Source organism: Demequina sp. NBRC 110054 (genome assembly GCF_002090115.1).
In the GTDB taxonomy this organism is placed as follows: domain Bacteria; phylum Actinomycetota; class Actinomycetes; order Actinomycetales; family Demequinaceae; genus Demequina.
On sequence record NZ_BBRK01000004.1, the window covers coordinates 1,011,862 to 1,028,127 of the forward strand.

The window sequence follows — 16,266 nt, forward strand, 5'->3', positions numbered from 1 at the left end:
TCGTCCCGGGCGCTGCGGGGACCAAGGCCTCGCGGGACGATGCCATATCGTCTCACACGGCGAGGCACGCCCGGTTCACGGATGCGGTGGGACTGGGACGATGCCCGGGCTGGGTCGTGGCGGCGGGATCAGCGGGTCGACGCGCGCGCGGGGAGCCATCGCGACGGGGGCCCGAGCTTCGCCGCGTAGCGCATCATGAGGCTGCCCGAGAAGGCCAGGATGAGCACGTACGCGGCGGCCAGCGGGCCGAGCTGCGGCTGCACGCCCGCGGCGATGCCGAGACCCGCGATGACGATCGAGAACTCGCCGCGCGGCACGAGCGAGACGCCGGTGCGCCATTGGCCCTTGGAGCCGATGCCCGCGCGCCGCGCGGCCCACATGCCCGTGGCGATCTTCGTGGCGGCGGTGACCACGGCCAGACCGAGGGCCGGCAGCAGCACAGGCAGCAGGTCGCGCGGGTCGATCGTCACCCCGAAGAAGACGAAGAAGATCCCGCCGAACACGTCGCGGAGCGGGGGCATGAGGTCGCGCACGTCGTCGGCCACCTGGCCCGACAGCGTGAGGCCCAGGAGGAACGCGCCGACCGCGGCCGAGACCTGCGCCGCCTCCGCGAGCCCCGCGACCAGGAAGGTGAGGCCCAGCACCGACAGCAGCAGCAGCTCCCTCGACCGCGAGTGCACGGCCGCGGACACGTGTCGCGAGAACTTGAAGGACACGAAGAAGGCCGCGGCGACCAGGGTGATCGCGACCGCGGCGGCGACGGCGCCCTGCGACAGGGAGGCGCCGACGAGCAGCACCGCCATGATCGGCAGGAACACCGCCATCACGATGTCCTCCATGACCAGGATGCTGAGGATCACGGGGGTCTCGCGGTTCGTGTACCGCTCGAAGTCGCCGAGCAGGCGCGCGATGATCCCGGACGACGAGATGTAGGTGACGCCCGCGAGCAGCAGCGACGCGGTCACGGACCAGCCCATGAGGATGCCGAGCAGGAAGCCGGGCAGGCCGTTCGCGAAGCCGTCGACGAGGCCGGCGAACCACGTGGTCTTGAGCCCGTGCTGGAGGTCCTGGGGCGAATACTCGAGGCCGAGCAGGAGGAGCAGGAGGACCACGCCGATCTGCGCGCCGACGGCGAGGAACTCCTCTCCCGCGTCGAGAGGGATGAGGCCGCCCTCGCCGAGCATGAGGCCCGCGAGCAGGTACAGCGGGATCGAGGGGATGCCCAGCCGGGCGGCGAGGCGCCCGAGCATCGCGAGGACCAGCAGCACGATGCCGAGCTCGACGAGGATCTCGCTCGTGCCCTCCGGACCGGCGGCGACAAGCCTCAGCGCGCTCACGCTGCCGGTCTCAAGCATGGCTCTATCCGATCAGGATCTGTCGCGCCTGGCCCACGGCGTGCTCGCTGCCCATCACCAGGACGGTGTCTCCGGCCTGCAGCTCGAAGTTGGGGCCGGGACCGGGCACCCCGACCTCGTCGCGGATCACGGCGACGATCGAGGCCGACGTGGCGGTGCGGATGTGCCCGTCGCCGATCGTGCGGTTGGTGAGGCCGCCGTGCCCAGGCATCGTGATCCACTCGATCGCGAGCCCCTCGACGGTGTGCCGCAGCGACTCCAGCCGCGCGGTGATGTTGGTGCCGCCGAGCAGCTCGGCGAGTGCCGACGCGTCGCCCTCCGACAGCTCGAGCGTGCCCGTGCAGTCGTCGGGATCCTCGCGGTCGTAGATGCCGATGTCGCGCTTGCCGTCTCGCCGCACCACGATGCCGACGCGGTCGCCGCTCTCCGCCGTGAACTCGTAGCGGACGCCGACCCCGGGAAGGGGCGTCTCGAAGATGTCCATGGTCCTACCTTGGCACGACGGAGGGACGATGCGCCGGTCGCCGGGTGTCAGCCGGGCAGCGTGTCCTCGGGTTCGGCCGGGTCGGTCAGCAGGTGCCTCTCGCCCAGACGCGTCCAGCCGAGTCGAGCGAGAGCGGGGTTGTCCGACAGCGCGAAGTGCAGTGCGCGGACGATCGCGATGGCGCGCATCCGCGCGCGGAGGTCCTTGGTGTCGACCCCGTAGCCCTCGAGCAGCAGATCCGTGCCGGCGGGCTCGAACAGCAGCGCCGCGACGCCCAGATCGCTCACCGGGTCCCCGACGGAGAGCTTGCGCCAGTAGACGAGGCCCGCGAAGGCGCCGTGACGCGACATGACGACTCGCGGGTCGAGCGTGCCCGTGATCCACGTGTGCCCGAGCGTCGGCTCCGCCGCGTCGGCCGACCCCCACACGTCGCGCACCCGCTCCGCGAGGACCCGAGCGCCCTCGGGCGAGTGGAGTCCGGTCACCGCGTCGAGCGCGGAGGCCGCCGCCGCGAGTCGCGCGGCGAGCCCGTCGGCGAAGAGCTCGTGAGGGGGTGCGTCGGCAGGGACCCGACCCGCGTGGAGCTGCGCGAGCGCGCGCCCCAGGTCGCGCGCGGCGTCGGTGCGCAGCGGCGACCGGAGCGTGGTAGACGCATCGAACCAGCGAGCGATCTCGAAGCGATGCGGATACCCCAGCGCGGGCTCGCACACCTGGACGGGGAGCCTGACGTCGAAGTCCCACGTCGGCGCTGCGTCGCGCAGATGCCGCATCGCGACCGGGTCCCACGAGGGCGAGCTGTGCTCGCGAGGCAGCTCCACGATCATCTCGTCGCCCAGGCGGACGCTGAAGTGCTCCTCCATGTCGGTGTAGCGACCCCCGAGCGGCAGATGCGCATACTCGGGAGCGCTCGCGCGCAGCAGCGCGTGCACATAGTCGTCGGGCAGGATCTCGCCCGGCCTCACGCGCGGGAACCTCGAGACGCTGTCGTTCACGTCCAGCATCATGCCAGCAGCGTGTCCCCCAGGAAGCCGTCCTCGTCGCACCCCGGCAGGATCGCGAACACCGCCGAGCCCACGGGCGTGGTCCACACGTTGAGCAGGTCGGCCTCGGCCAGCCGCTCCTGGATCGGCACGTACTGCGCGTCCACGTCGGCCTGGAGGCTGCCGAACAGCAGCCCGACCTCGGCGTCGTCCCCGCCCCTGGCCGGCTCGTCGTAGTTGTAGCCGAGCCGGACGATGCGCTGGCTCGGGTCGTCGGGCCGCGCCCGGCGGATGTGGGCGACGTCGGAGATGATCGGGAAGCCGCGCTCGTTCACGGCGTCGAAGTCGGGCTCGTCGTGCTCCTTGGTGCCGGTCAGGGGTGCGCCAGTGTCGAGCGTGCGGCCCACCGCGTTCTCGCGGCCCACGCGGTCCGCCTCGTCCCACGTCGCCATGTTCATCCGGATGCGGCGCAGCACGAGCGACGTGCCGCCCGCGAGCCAGCCGTCGGTGATCCACACGCGGGTAGCGAAGTCGTCCGCCGCGACCGGCGGGTTCGTGGTGCCGTCGACCTGGCCGAACAGGTTGCGCATCGTCGTGCCGGAGGGGTGGCTGCCGTAGGCCTGCCGGAAGCCGGTCTGGCGCCACCGCTCGGTCGCGAGGCTCGTCGCGTCCTTGACGATCATGCGCGTCGCATGGCTCACGGTCGTCGGGTCGTCGGAATGGATCATCACGAGCACGTCGCCGTCCGACCACCGGTCCTCGAGCGCGTCGATCGAGAACGCGGGCAGCGGCCCGAGCCATGACGGCACCTGGTCCTCGCCGCCCGCGAGCACCGCGGCCGCGCGGCCCCAGCCCACCGTGATGGTGAGGCCCGCGGGGGCGCTCGCGAGCTCGGGCTCGGTGTCGGCGAGCGCGCCGGCGCCCGTCATGAGCCGGCGGGCGTCGTCGGTCCACAGGCGCATGAGTCGCGTGAGGTCCTCGCGCGTCGAGCCCTCCACGAGGTCGAAGGCCACGAACGTGCCGTGCGCGCCGGGGCTCGACGTGATGCCCGCCTGATGAACGCCGTGGAACGCGGTGGTGCGGCTGCCGTTGACGCCCGTCGTGTCGGTCGTTGCCGTGGGCTCCGTCGCACGGGCGACCGTCGCCCCGCCGACCGCGCCGGCCACGGCGCCGGCCGCCGCCGCGGATCCCGTGAGGAACCCGCGGCGGCTCGGACCGTGCGAAGAGGAGCTCGCGCGGGTCACGACTCGTCCGAGGACATATCCATGTCCTCGGAGTCCATGTCCATGTCGGCGGTGTACTCCTCCTGCGCGCCCGAGAACTCCTTGACGACCGCGGTGAACGGCACCTCGGAGCCGTCCTCGAGCTCGAGCGTGATGTCGACCTCGGCGCCCGCCTCAAGAGGTTCGGTGATGTCCATGAACATGATGTGGTTGCCGCCGGGCTCGAGCGTGAGGGTCTCGCCCGGCTCGACGGTGAAGCCGCCGTCGACCTCCTGCATGGTCGTGTTGCCGCTGTCGTCCGCGACGGTCTCGTGGAGCTGGACCATCGTCGAGGCGTCGGTCGACGCGCCGACGATCGTGACGGCCTCGTCGGTGGTGTTCTCGACCAGGCCGAAGGCCGCGGTCATGCCGTCGTCGACGGCCTTGACCCACGCGTCGGTGACGGTGAGGGACTCCGCGGTCTCGGCAGCAGAGTCACTTGAGCACGCGGTGAGCGCGAGCGCCGAGCCCAGCAGGGCGGCGGCGGCCATGAGGCGTGCGGGGGATGGGAGGGGGGACGTGTGCATGATTCTCTCTTCACTGGGGTGCCCGGAGGGAGGACGCGCGAGCGCGCCGGAGCCCGGGGTGATGTGTGTTTGGGGCGCTGCGCGGGCAGGTCCGTGGCCATGCGGGCCGGAAGCCAGCAGCCTCGAGGGCGTGCGTGGTCGTCGGCGCGCAGGGCTCGCAAGGGATGCGGGCCGCGAGCGGGGGCCGCGCGAGGCGTCAGGCCGTGCGCAGGCTCGGGAGGGAGAGCATCGGTGGCCCGCGCAGCACCGCGGGCTCGGAGGTGACGTCGCGACGGGCGACGACGGGCGCGCTCGTTGCCGGGACGATGCGGCGGGCAGCAGCGGGGGCAGGCCTCGGCGCGACGAGCGCCTCGCGCCACCGACGCGCCAGGTGCGCGGCGAGTCCTCGCAGCGCGCCCCACATGCGGTCCGCGCGGTGGATGACCGCGATGGTTGCGACCGCGGCGAGCACGTGCGCGACCGTCATGCCGGGTCCGGAGTGCGAGGCGTGGGTTGCCATCACCTCGAGCGATCCGGGCGCGACGTGGTGAGCCGAGGTGTCGCCCGCGAGGGTCGCGTCGGCGGTGCCCCACGCGAACAGCAGGTGGAAGATGCCCTGGCTTGCGAGCACCGCGGCGGTGAGGCGCGGGAGGGTCAGGCGGCGGCCGGCCAGATGGAAGCAGACAACGAACGCGAGGGCGAACGGCACGGCCACTCCGACGAGGGTCGGTGTGTGCGCGCCCGCGAGCACGTGAGAGCCGAGCGCGGCGAACGTCGTCACGGCCGCGCCCGCGAGGGCGCGCACCAGTCGACGGCGAGGTGACACGCGCATGCGGGGATTGTCGCACGACAAGTAGTTGACGTATTTACGAAATTGACTCGTTTCCTATTCTGTGGTGAGGTGAGCCTTACCCGGAACGGCCCGGGCGCATCGTCCTCGTCGCATCGTCCATCTCCCCGGAAGGATCCATGGAGACCACCATCACGACCGTCGTCACCGGCGTGGAGCAGGTGACCCCCGGCTTCGTGCGCGTGCGCGTCACGACCCCCGGCGAGCAGTGGGTCAGCACCGGCGCCGCCGACGAGTTCATCCACGTCGAGGTCGGCGCGGACGACGTCGACGCGGGGGACGGTCACACGTCGCGCCACTACAGCGTGAGCAAGGTGCTGTCCGACGGCTTCGAGATGGAGATCGCGCTGCACGGGCACGGGCCCGGCGCCCGGTGGGGCCAGCGCGTCCGTCCCGGCGACGCCGTCGAGGTGTCCGAGCCCAAGGCCTACTACGCGCCCCCGTCGGCCGCGCATCGTCGCGTGCTCGTGGGCGACGCCACCGCGCTGCCCGCGATCGCGCGCATCCTCGCCGAGGCGAACCCCGACGAGTCCTTCAGCGTCGTGATCGAGCTGGCCTCGATGGCCGACCTGCGCGAGCTGCCGAGCGCGGCGGACGTGCGCGTCGAGTGGCGCATCGGCGGCAACGGCTACGCCCCTTCGGTCCTGTGCTCCGAGCTGAAGGGTCTCCTCCCCGGGTTGCGCGACGCCGCGCACGAGCCGTACGTGTGGGTCGCGTGCGAGGCCTCCGAGTCCCGCCGCATCCGCCAGAACCTCCGCAAGGAGGCCCAGCTGCCGATGGCGGTCATGCGGATCGTCGGCTACTGGCACGGCGACAAGGACCACATCATGAGCGTGTGGAACAGTCTCACGGAGGAGCAGCTGGCCCACGCCGCGTCGATCTGGCGCGAGGACCGCTCCGACGAGGAGAACTGGGTCGAGTACGAGCCCTTCCTGCGCTCGCTCGGCGTCTAGCGGCTACACCGGCCGCGCGTACCCAAGGTCGATCAGCGCGTTCCAGCCTGCCCCCGGCTGGATCGCCTTCTCGTGGCACGCGAGCGTGAGCGAGTAGCCGACGGCCTCCGCCTCGACCCTGAACGCGGTCACCTGATCAAGCCCGCCCGCGCTCGCGGCCTCGCCCCCGGCCTCGGCGTACGCCTCAAGAAGCCTCCGGAACCCCGTGCGGCCCACGAGCGACAGCGCCTGCCCCAGGTCGGTCGCGGGGTCGGCGACGCCCAGGTCGCCCCAGTCGAGCAGCGCCGCGAGCCGTCCGTCGCGCGTGAGCACATTGCCGCCGTGCAGGTCCAGGTGCGCCCAGGTCTCGCCCTCCCGGCCGGCGTTCGCACCGGCCTCGAAGGCCTCGCGCGCCTCCTCCTCGAGCAGCACGGCCGGGGCATCCTCGAGCGCGAGCACCGTGTTGATCCTCGCGTCGAAGACCTCAGCGCGCTCCGCAAGGGTCGCGGAGCGGAACGGGTTGCGGGGCGCGTCCTCGGGGGCGGCCCGGTGGACCTGTGCGAGCGCGGTCCCGAGGTCGGCGACGCCCTCGTCGGCCAGCGGCGCGTCGAAGCAGCGCTCGCCGTCGAAGTACGGGATGACGGACCAGTGCCACGGATAGTCCTCGCCTGGCTCGCCGAGGTGCACGGGCGCGGGCACCGGGAAGTCCCAGTCGGGCGCGAGCGCGGCGAGCCACCGGTGCTCTCGCGACGCGAGATCGGCCCCCAGCTGGCGGCGCGGCAGCCGCACAGCGAGGTCGTCTCCGAGCCGCACGGTGACGTTGTCCCACCCCTCGAAGCGCTCGCCCAGCGGGAGCGCGGAGAGGCCGGGATGCTGCGCCCTGAGCAGGCGTGACACCAGGTCGTCGGTGATCCGGACCTCGGCGTCCGGGGCAAGGCCCGTGGGCATACGGACACCCTAGCCGGTGGCGAGCCTCCACGCCTGGTCGTCCCCCGTGAGGGTCCAGGCGAGCGCGGAGGCCCACTCGCCGTGGCCGTCCTCGTGGTTGAGGTGCCCCTTTCCGGGCAGCTCGTGGCCGGGGACGGACCACAGGGACGATGCGTCCGTCACCGAGGTCTCGCGGTACGGGTCGCTCGTCCGCGCGACGACGCGGGTGTCGGCGAGCTCGCTCAGGTCCACGTGGGTGTCGAACGGGAAGTCCGGGAGCACCTGCGCGAGGCGCGCGGGCGAGGGCGGCGCGATGAGGGCGACCCGGTGCGGGCGCAGCCGCGCGGGCAGCTCGGGAGCGATCCGCGCCCACAGGACGCACGACAGCGAGTGGGTGAGGAGGACGCGCTCGCCTCCGCCCGCGAGCATCTCGAGCTCCGCCAGCGCCACCTCGCGCCACGCCTCGAAGGTCGGGGCGTCGGGATCGGGGAGCTGCGGATGCTGCACTGGCACGCGGTCGCGCCGCAGCCGCTCCGCGAGCTGCCACTGCCAGTGCTCGTGCGGCCTGTGATTGCCCAGGCCATGGAGAAGCAGCACACGCATGTCGGTCATCCCCTTCCCCTCTCGTGCAGCGGTCAGCCGGTGACGACCGAGGCGATCCGGGCGAGCCCCTCGCGAAGCACGGTCGGTGACGTGGCGAAGTTCAGTCGTGCGTGACCCGCGCCGCCGCCTCCGAAGTGCGTGCCGGGGTTGAGCGCCACGCGGCCGCTCTTGAGGAGGGCGGTCGCGGGCTCGTCGCCCAGGTCGCGGCCTCCGGCGGCCGCGGTGCCGCGGAAGTCGAGCCACGCGAGGAACGTCGAGGGATTGGCCGACGACGTCACGCCGGGCAGGTCGCTCTCCACGAAGTCGAGCATCGTGTCGCGGTTGGCCTCGAGCCCCACGAGGAGGCTCGCGAGCCAGTCGTCGCCCTCGCGGTACGCCACGGAGCCCGCGACGGTGCCGAGGTAGGTCGGGTGGCCGTGCGCGCCCTGGCGGAAGCGTGCGAGCCACGAGCGGCGCTCTTCGCCCACGATCATCTGCGCGGCGGGCATCGCCGCGAGGTTGAACGCCTTCGACGCCGACTGGACCGCGATGCCTCGCGGATCCACCGAGGTGTACGGGACGAACTCGGCGCCCGAGTACACGAGCGGGGCGTGGATCTCATCGGAGACCACGGTGATGCCGTAGCGATGGGCGAGCACAGAGACGGCCTCGAGCTCCGCGCGCGTGTGGACCGTGCCTCCAGGGTTGTGCGGGTTGCACAGCAGGAAGCCCGCGCTGCGGCGCTCGGTCGAGCCCTCGCGGGGCGCGGTCGCGGCCTCGAACGCCGCCTCGAGGGCGTCGAGGTCGAGACGCAGATCGTCGGTGAGCGGCGCCTCGCGCACCACGCGTCCCGACTGGCGCAGGTACGTCGTGAAGGGCGGGTACACCGGTGCGGTGATGACGACCTCGTCGCCCGGCTCGGTGTCCTCGGCGAACGCCTCGACATAGGCGGGGATGACGGCGGGCGCGGGCCACACGAGTCGCGGGTCGACCTCCCAGCCCCAGTGGCGATCGGCGAAGGAGACGAACTCGTCGACCAGCGGCCACGATCCCGGGTATCCCGTGTCGCCGATCGCGATCGCGCGCTCGAGCACCTCGCGGATCGGAGCTGCGAGCGGCACGTCCATCTCGGCGACGAACATCGGGATGACATCCGCGTCGTAGTGCGCCCACTTGAAGGAGCGGCGCTCGCGGAGCTGGTCGAGGGTGAGCTGATCGAGGGGGTTCACGCCAGCCAGCCTAGTTCCGGCACGTGGTGCCGGTGCGCGGGCTCAGGATCCGGGGCGCGGCTCCGTGTCGGGGGCGCCGCTGTACGCCCATGCGCGCCAGCAGCAGAAGTCCTTGCGCATGGTCAAGGTCTCCCGCACGGGGTACACGTCCGCTGGGGCGGGCGGCGCCTCGAGAGGCTGATGCGGGCACACGGCGCAGGTCCTTTCGCGCAGCACGAAGCCGCGCCGTGAGAGCGCGATCTTCGGAGCTGACCATCATGCTCCCGGGGGGAGGGGAGTCGAGGCTCATCGTATGAAATGTGTCACACAGTGTCTAGGACGTGCGTCCATGGTGTCGCGGCTTGCGGTCTGTGCCCTGCACGGCGCACGCCTCATGCATTCCGCACGGATTCCCGCGTGACGCGCGAGCGTGTCGCATCATGTGGCGGCGTGTCGCCCGGGGTGTCGGGGAGGAATCCGTGCGCGGTGCATGCGGGAGGGGCGATGCGAGGCCGGGCTTGCGAGTCATGTCTGACGCGCGGATCAGTGGAGCAGATCAGTAGATCTGGCCGCCCGAGCCTGCGAGCGTGCCCGTCGTGGAGCCGAACTCGTCCGAGGCGACGCACATGAGCGTGTCGTCTGCGGAGAGGACCCCGTCGTCCGAGGCGCCGAACAGCCACTGGTTCGTCACCGGGCTGCCGCTGTCGTCGAGGTACGGGCTGAAGGCCGCGTCGCATGCCTCGCCGTACGCGGCAAAGCTCTCGTCGCTCGTGACGTCGCCGTCCACCATGAGGTCCGCGAGGGGTGCGGTGTAGTAGATCTCCCCGACGTGCTCCTCGGAGCAGTCGACCACGTCGAGGTCATAGCCTGAGGTGTACGACGGCGCGAGGCAGGTCCCCTCGGACACGTTCCCGTCCACGTAGACGATGAAGTAGCGGGCGGCCTCGTCGTAGCCGAACACGCCGTCGCCCGGCTGGGCGAGGTCGGCGTACGGGTCGGCCGTCGCGGACTCCGACGCCTCGGGCGTGGAGTCCTCCCAGGTGTACTCCGCGTCGCCCAACGTGGAGGCGGACTCGGTGCCGGCGACGTACCACACGGCAACGAAGGCGAGCCAGATCAGGAAGAACGCCGTGCTGATCCAGCCGATGATCGTGCCGGCGAGCGCGACCCCGCGGTTGTCCGCCTCGCCCCGCTTGACCGCGCTCAGACCCATGTGGCCCAGGATCACGCCGCCGAGAGAGACGCCGACGAGGCCGAGCACGAGGCTCGTGAGGCCCATCCAGTTCTTGTCGGTGCGGGAGCCGCCGGGCATCGCGGCCGCGGCGTAGGGCTGACCGTAGGGCTGAGCCCAGTCCGAAGCCTCGGTCGGCTGTCCGATGCGACCGGGCTGCTGCGCGAACGGGTCCGAGGTGGGTGCGCCGGGTCCATAGGGCGGCGGAGGCACGGATGCGGAGCTCGCCTGCGTCGGGAACTGCTCGGTCGGCGCGGCGAACGGATCCGTGTAGGCGCCGCTCGAGGCGCCGTCGCTGCCCAGGGGCGGGGCGACCCAGGGCTCGTCGGGGTTACGGCGCTCGTCGTCGGCCACGTGTGCTCCTTCCGCGCCAGGCGTCACCCGGTGCGCGCCCGACTCTACTGGTCCCGACGGGCGCCAACCAGGTGCCCGCGGCGCTACCCCTCGAGCGAACGTGCGGGCTCGTCCGCCTCGCCCGCCGCGGCGACCGCCGCATCGTCCTCGCGCTCGAGCTGCCTCGAGCGCCACAGCGACGTGATCGTGGTCACGGCGAGCACGCCGACGATCACGAGCAGCGACACCGTGGTCGGCACGGTGGGCATCCACTCCCAGACGCCGTGCGCCCAGTGCAGCACGAGCTTCACGCCGATGAAGGCGAGGATCACGGACAGGCCGTAGCCCAGGTAGACGAGCTTGGACAGCGCGTTCTCGAGCACGAAGTACAGCGCGCGCAGGCCCAGCAGCGCGAACGCGTTGGTCGCGAAGACCAGGTACGGGTCGCCCGTGATGCCGTAGACGGCGGGCACGGAGTCGACGGCGAACAGCAGGTCGGTCGCCATGATCGCGGCCATCACGAGGGCGAGCGGGGTCAGCAGCCGTCGTCCGCCCTCCTTCACGGAGACCCTGGTGCCTCGGTAGTCGTCGGTCACGGGCCAGATCCTGCGGATCACCCGGACGATGCCGATCTCGCCGGGCTCGATGTGCTCCTCCTCGTCGGAGCGGGCGTCGCGGAAGACCTTGATCGCGGTGGCGAGCAGGATCGCGCCGAACAGCAGGAAGGTCCAGTCGAAGGCGGCGAGGAGGCCCGCGCCGAGCGCGATGAAGATGCCTCGCAACACGATCGCGCCGACGACCCCGACCAGCAGCACGCGCTGCTGGAGCGCGCGCGGCACCGCGAAGGCGCTGAGGATCAGGATGAAGACGAAGAGGTTGTCGACCGACAGGCTCTTCTCGACGATGTAGCCCGTGTAGTAGTGCGTGGCGATCTCGCCGCCGTGCTCGTTCCACACCCACACGCCGAACAGCAGCGGCAGCGCGATGTAGAACGCGCTCCAGCCGAGCGCCTCCTTGAAGGACACCTCGTGCGGGCGTCGGGTCAGGAGGAAGTCGAAGCCGATCAGCGCGATGACCGCGCCGAAGGTGATCGCCCACAGCGCGGGCGTGGCGATGGTCTCGAGCCCGGTGGTGGTCTCGGATGCGAACGGGACGATGCCGGGGGCGGCGAGCGCGGACAGTGTCACGGCAGACATGGGTCTCCTCAGGACGATGCGTTCCTGAGGTCTCCTTCACCGCCTGCGCGGCGTCCGCCCGGGAGATCTGCGGAGATCTCGTACTGACCGGGACGGAGCTTGGGAAGTACTCCCCTCGGTGTCAGAGTCTAGGCGACGAGGCGAGTTTCCGGAAAGCCTCGGCGACGCGCTCGGGCGATCCGGGTGCGAACGGCATGAAGAGGCTGGGCTCGGTGAGCTCGAGCTCGAGCAGCACCGGGCCGTCGTCGCTCGGCAGCAGGTCGACGCGCGCATAGGCGAGGTCGGCGGCCTCGGGCAGCACCTGCGCGGCCGCCTCGAGCACCGCGCGCGCGACGGCGCGCTCCTGGTCGGTCGCGGTCGCGGGCGAGAGCTCCTCGTCCGCGTACAGGCCCGCGGAGAAGGACATCTCCTGCGACAGGATCGCGGCCTTGGTAGCGGCGTGCGAGAACTCGCCGCCGAGGTGGATGAGCGACTTCTCGCCCTCGTCGTCCACGCGGTCCAGGTATGGCTGGATCAGCGCGGTGCGGCCGGTCGAGTGCAGGAAGGCGACGTGCGCCCGCGCGGCCTCGGGGTCGGAGTCGATCAGCTTCGCGCCGTTCGACCCGTTGCCCACGGTCGGCTTGACGACGACCTTGCCGGCGACGTGCGCATCGTCCGCGCGCTCGCCCGGGGCGACGAAGACGCTCGGGACCACGGGCACGCCCTTCTCGGCGAGCTGGCCCAGGTAGCGCTTGTCGGTGTTCCACCGGACGATGCTGGGCGGGTTCACGATCCGGGTCACCGAGGCGACATGGTCGGCCCAGGCGAGGAACTCGTCGAGGCGGTCGATGTAGTTCCACGTGGAACGGATGACGACGAGGTCGAACGACGCCCAGTCGTGGTCGTCCTCCCAGGCGACGAGCTCGGACTCGGGCAGGGCCGCGAGGAGCAGGGCGTCCTCGGCGTCGATCTCGGCGAGGTCGCGGGTGGTGGCGAGGGCGATGCGGGTCATGGCTGAACCGTAGTGGTAATTGAGAGGCGTGGTCGCCTACCTGGCCGCAGACAAAATTCTGGCGCCGGATCTCAGGGGAGGGAGCGAGATCACAGCGCCAGAAAGGGGGTGCGGCCCGGACAGTCAAGTCCCCGGATGACTGTCCGAGCCACGTTCTATATCGGGCGACATCTCTGTCGCCGTCACGTCTGAGGTAGACACTACGAGCCGTTCGGCACCCCCGCGCGGGACCTTGGTCCCCGAACTCTCCCGCAGTGGTGAAACCCGGCGTAGCGTGGAGGGTGAAGGCGAGTGCGGATCCGGCTGAGAGGCGGGGATCATGGCTCTGAGGATGACGCGAGGCGCCTGGATCGGCGTCGGCGCGGGCGCGGCCGTCGCGGTGGTCGGCGCGGGTGCGATCGGCTGGATGCTCGGCGCCTCCGACGAGCCCGCCGCGCAGAGCTCGCTCGGCACCGAGAGCGGCTCCGCCCTCGCCGAGAGCTCCGAGCGGGCGAGCGCCTCGCCCTCCGCGTCGCCGACAGCGCCGGCGCAGGGCTCGGCCGCTGCCGAGGACGCGACCGACCGCGCCGCGGAGCCGGCCGACGAGCCCGTCGCCGCCCCCGCGCGCACGGACCCGAATGCGGCGCTCGCGCTCGAGGGCTATCTGCCCGTGGACTACCCGGACGCGCTCGGCGTGACCGACGCGGTGTGGGACGACGTGGGCGCTGGTTGGAGCGTCGCATTGCTGTCCTCGGTCGCCTACCCGTTCGACGAGAGGTTCGAGCAGCCTCCCGCGGTGCTCTATCTCGTGGATCCCTCGGAGCAGTACTACGAGGTCGGGGTGCTGCCCGAGCGCATGTGGGTCGACTCGCGCGTCGTGTCGTGGGTCGAGGACGACGACTTCGTGCGCCTCACGTGGGCCGGTGGCTGGGAGTCCGCGCGCTACGACCTGCGCACCGGGGCGACCCAGAGCATCGTCTTCACGTCCTACGGGGCCGACGCCTTCGCCAACATGTTCGTCGCCGCGGACGCCGAGGGAAACGAGCTGTGGAGCGCGGAGTCCGCGAACGGCACCAAGCTCTACCGGTGGGACGCCCAGACCAAGGAATGGGCCGCATCGTCCCTCGTGGATGACTACCCCGACGCCGACGCGTGGTGGGAGGACTTCTTCTGGCGCACCCAGGTGAGCGACGACGGGGAGAAGGTCGTGCTGCACGAGTCGTCGGACCCCGGGGTGCTCACGGGCCGGTTCGTCGCCTACGACCTCCCGTCGGACACGGCCGAGACGTTCGAGGTGTCCGCGCTCGCGGGCCGGGACCTGGCGACCGTGCTGTACGGCATCGACGACGGGGTGATGGTGCTCGACTGGGGCACGGAGCTGGTCGGCTACGGGCTCGAGATCGGCGGCTTCGTGGAGGTCGTCGCGTGGGACGACGGCGAGATGCTGGACGCGGCGTGGGACGGCCGCGTCGGATGGGGCCAGCCGACCGACCCTGAGGCGGCCTTCTGGGCGTGCAACTGCTAACGATTCGGTGAAGTTCCTTGGCCCGTGCTGAGGGCTCTGTAAAGATTCCCCCAACCCCCGCCCCCTGGCGCCCGTTCTCTTGGGTGAATGGGCGCGGAGGGACCGTGCACATCGTTGGGGGATCCGAGTGAGCTGGCAGGACGAGGCGACGCAGCTGCTGACTGAGCGCTACGGAGCATTGGTCGGCTACGCGCGACTTGTGTGCACGGATCCTTCGGAAGCGGAGGACGCGGTGCAGGAGGCGATGATCGCGGTGTTCGGCCGCGCACGGACCTTTCCCAACCTCCGTGCGGCCGAGGGGTACGTGAAGCGGGCCATCGTGACCCGCACGATCGACAGGGCGCGCTCCCGCAAGCGCGAGAGCGAGCGCACGCTGCTCATGCGGGAGATCGACCTCTCGGCCGGGCCCGAGCAGCTCGCGGTCGACTCTGTGTCGGTGGCCGAGGCGCTGCAGGCGCTGACCCCGCGCGAGAGGGCATGTGTGGTGCTGCGGTACGTCGAGCAGCTCACGACCGCCGAGACCGCGCACCAGCTCGGCCTCGGCGAGGGCAGCGTGAAGCGCTACGTCCACGACGGCTCCAAGAAGCTGAGCAGCCTGCTGGGCGTGGAGGCGATGCCTCCCGAATGGTCGGGAGTCGCGACGGGGGGAGGTGTCGGCCGTGGCTGAGGAGCTGGGAGACGAGCTGCGCGCGCTGTTCGCGCAGGCCGACGGCTCGCAGGGAGCCGCGCCCGATGAGGTGGTCGCCGCGGTGCTTGCCGGCGCGGGGCGCCGACGCAGGTCGCGCACGCTGCTGTCCGTAGCCGCCGCCTCGGTCGGCGTGCTCGCCATAGGCGGCGCGAGCTGGGCGGTGACGACGACGTCGCGGTCAACCACGCCGGTCGATCAGCCGTCCGTGACCGTCACCGTCACGGCGTCGGCGGCGCCCGACGCGAGCGCGGACGTCAGCGCGGCCGAGGACCCGTATGCGGGTGACCTGGACGGGATCCTGGACGACGAGTATCCGGAGGCGGCGCCGGCGCGCGAGGACACGAATGACTACGGGGAGTTCGGCGCCCCGGTCGAGTATCCCGACGCCCTCGTGATGGAGGACTGGGTCTGGGACCGCGTGGGCGAGGGCTGGTCGGTGGCGACCGTGGGCATCGATGACGGCCGCTACAGCGAGGACGATCCCATCGTCCCCGCCGTCATCTACCTCGTGAGTCCCGAGGACGTGTACTTCGAGATCGCGGAGCTGCCTGAGGAGCTGTGGGACGGCGTGCGGGTGGTGTCGTGGAACGAGGACGACGACAGCGTGCGGCTGTCCTACGGCCTGGGCGGCTACTACGGGGCCCGCTTTGACCTGCGCACCGGCGACTGGGAGACGGTGGTCTTCGCGGCGTACGGCGCCACCGCCTTCGCCAATGAGTTCGTCGCCGCCGACGCAGATGGCAATGAGCTGTGGAGCGCGAGGTCCGAGAACGGCACCAAGTACTACCGATGGGACGCGGAGAAGGAGCACTGGTCGGCCTCTGCCCTGGTGGATCAGGCGCCGTTCGCGACCGCAGTGCAGGACGGGATCGGCCTCACATCGTTCGCGGCCTCCCCGAACGGTGACACCGTGCTGCTGTACGGCCGAGATGAGGACCGCGACTACGACGGCACGATCGTGCTCTACTCGCTCGGCGAGGACACCGTGACGGTGGTCGATGCGCCCGCGTTGCAGGAGGCCTACGTGCTTTGGGGGGTCTGGATCGATGATTCGACGGCCTCGATCAACGACGCCACGGGAGGCTCATGGGAGTTCGACGTCGATGCCGGCGAGCTCGTCGAGGTGGATGAGCCGACCTTCTCGGACTGGCCGCTGTCGAGCGCCTGGCTCGTCGGTTTCGGAGACGCGACCGACGATGACGTGACCTCTCGCGAGTGCGGCTGCTGAGGGGGACGA

At 71.3% G+C, this 16,266-nt stretch carries 16 protein-coding genes; 4 read left to right on the plus strand and 12 right to left on the minus strand.

Translation table 11 applies throughout. The features are described from left to right. Window positions 1-128 precede the first annotated feature (128 nt). The 6 genes from B7K23_RS04650 to B7K23_RS04675 form a co-directional block, all read right to left on the minus strand. On the minus strand, window positions 129-1,355 hold the full coding sequence (locus B7K23_RS04650) for a cation:proton antiporter (protein ID WP_084125214.1): 1,227 nt from the start codon (window positions 1,353-1,355) through the stop codon (window positions 129-131). Between the two features lie 4 nt (window positions 1,356-1,359). Beyond that, window positions 1,360-1,839 (minus strand): cation:proton antiporter regulatory subunit, encoded by a 480-nt coding sequence (locus tag B7K23_RS04655; RefSeq protein ID WP_084125215.1) that lies wholly within the window; start codon window positions 1,837-1,839, stop codon window positions 1,360-1,362. 47 nt (window positions 1,840-1,886) lie between these two features. Then, window positions 1,887-2,843 (minus strand): phosphotransferase, encoded by a 957-nt coding sequence (locus B7K23_RS04660; RefSeq protein WP_084125216.1) that lies wholly within the window; start codon window positions 2,841-2,843, stop codon window positions 1,887-1,889. Continuing rightward, entirely contained in the window at window positions 2,840-4,063 is a 1,224-nt protein-coding gene (locus B7K23_RS04665; protein ID WP_084125217.1) for a Dyp-type peroxidase, read from the minus strand. Before B7K23_RS04665 ends, B7K23_RS04660 begins: the two co-directional genes overlap by 4 nt. Continuing rightward, window positions 4,060-4,572, minus strand: coding sequence for a copper chaperone PCu(A)C (locus B7K23_RS04670; RefSeq protein ID WP_234996423.1), 513 nt, complete (start codon window positions 4,570-4,572; stop codon window positions 4,060-4,062). The genes B7K23_RS04665 and B7K23_RS04670 overlap by 4 nt, the downstream gene beginning before the upstream one ends. 232 nt (window positions 4,573-4,804) lie before the next feature. Beyond that, a complete protein-coding gene (locus tag B7K23_RS04675) occupies window positions 4,805-5,419 on the minus strand; it encodes a hypothetical protein (RefSeq protein WP_143338086.1) in 615 nt (204 codons plus the stop codon). A gap of 137 nt (window positions 5,420-5,556) precedes the next feature. On the opposite strand from B7K23_RS04675, the gene B7K23_RS04680 reads away from it, so the two are divergent. Further along, window positions 5,557-6,390: a siderophore-interacting protein gene (locus B7K23_RS04680; protein WP_084125220.1), complete on the plus strand. Its 834-nt coding sequence runs from the start codon at window positions 5,557-5,559 to the stop codon at window positions 6,388-6,390. Window positions 6,391-6,393: 3 nt separating this feature from the next. Here the strand turns inward: B7K23_RS04680 and B7K23_RS04685 are convergent, their stop codons facing one another. From B7K23_RS04685 to B7K23_RS04710, 6 genes are all read right to left on the minus strand, one after another. Continuing rightward, window positions 6,394-7,317, minus strand: a complete 924-nt coding sequence (locus tag B7K23_RS04685; protein WP_084125221.1) for a phosphotransferase — start codon at window positions 7,315-7,317, stop codon at window positions 6,394-6,396. A gap of 9 nt (window positions 7,318-7,326) precedes the next feature. Beyond that, window positions 7,327-7,908 (minus strand): alpha/beta hydrolase, encoded by a 582-nt coding sequence (locus tag B7K23_RS04690; protein WP_084125222.1) that lies wholly within the window; start codon window positions 7,906-7,908, stop codon window positions 7,327-7,329. A 23-nt stretch (window positions 7,909-7,931) separates the two neighbouring features. Further along, window positions 7,932-9,107 (minus strand): MalY/PatB family protein, encoded by a 1,176-nt coding sequence (locus tag B7K23_RS04695; RefSeq protein ID WP_084125223.1) that lies wholly within the window; start codon window positions 9,105-9,107, stop codon window positions 7,932-7,934. A 535-nt stretch (window positions 9,108-9,642) separates the two neighbouring features. Then, entirely contained in the window at window positions 9,643-10,671 is a 1,029-nt protein-coding gene (locus B7K23_RS04700; protein ID WP_084125224.1) for a DUF4190 domain-containing protein, read from the minus strand. A gap of 83 nt (window positions 10,672-10,754) precedes the next feature. Then, window positions 10,755-11,846, minus strand: coding sequence for a TerC family protein (locus B7K23_RS04705; RefSeq protein WP_084125225.1), 1,092 nt, complete (start codon window positions 11,844-11,846; stop codon window positions 10,755-10,757). 121 nt (window positions 11,847-11,967) lie between these two features. Next, window positions 11,968-12,837: a RimK family alpha-L-glutamate ligase gene (locus B7K23_RS04710; RefSeq protein WP_084125226.1), complete on the minus strand. Its 870-nt coding sequence runs from the start codon at window positions 12,835-12,837 to the stop codon at window positions 11,968-11,970. A 319-nt stretch (window positions 12,838-13,156) separates the two neighbouring features. Here B7K23_RS04710 and B7K23_RS04715 point away from each other — a divergent pair, with 319 nt between their 5' ends. The 3 genes from B7K23_RS04715 to B7K23_RS04725 all read left to right on the plus strand — a co-directional run bounded on the left by B7K23_RS04715 (window position 13,157) and on the right by B7K23_RS04725 (window position 16,257). Next, window positions 13,157-14,341, plus strand: a complete 1,185-nt coding sequence (locus B7K23_RS04715) for a hypothetical protein (protein ID WP_143338087.1) — start codon at window positions 13,157-13,159, stop codon at window positions 14,339-14,341. Window positions 14,342-14,468: 127 nt separating this feature from the next. Continuing rightward, entirely contained in the window at window positions 14,469-15,008 is a 540-nt protein-coding gene (locus B7K23_RS04720) for an RNA polymerase sigma factor (RefSeq protein ID WP_159451312.1), read from the plus strand. Beyond that, window positions 15,001-16,257 (plus strand): hypothetical protein, encoded by a 1,257-nt coding sequence (locus B7K23_RS04725; RefSeq protein ID WP_084125229.1) that lies wholly within the window; start codon window positions 15,001-15,003, stop codon window positions 16,255-16,257. The genes B7K23_RS04720 and B7K23_RS04725 overlap by 8 nt, the downstream gene beginning before the upstream one ends. Window positions 16,258-16,266: the final 9 nt, after the last annotated feature.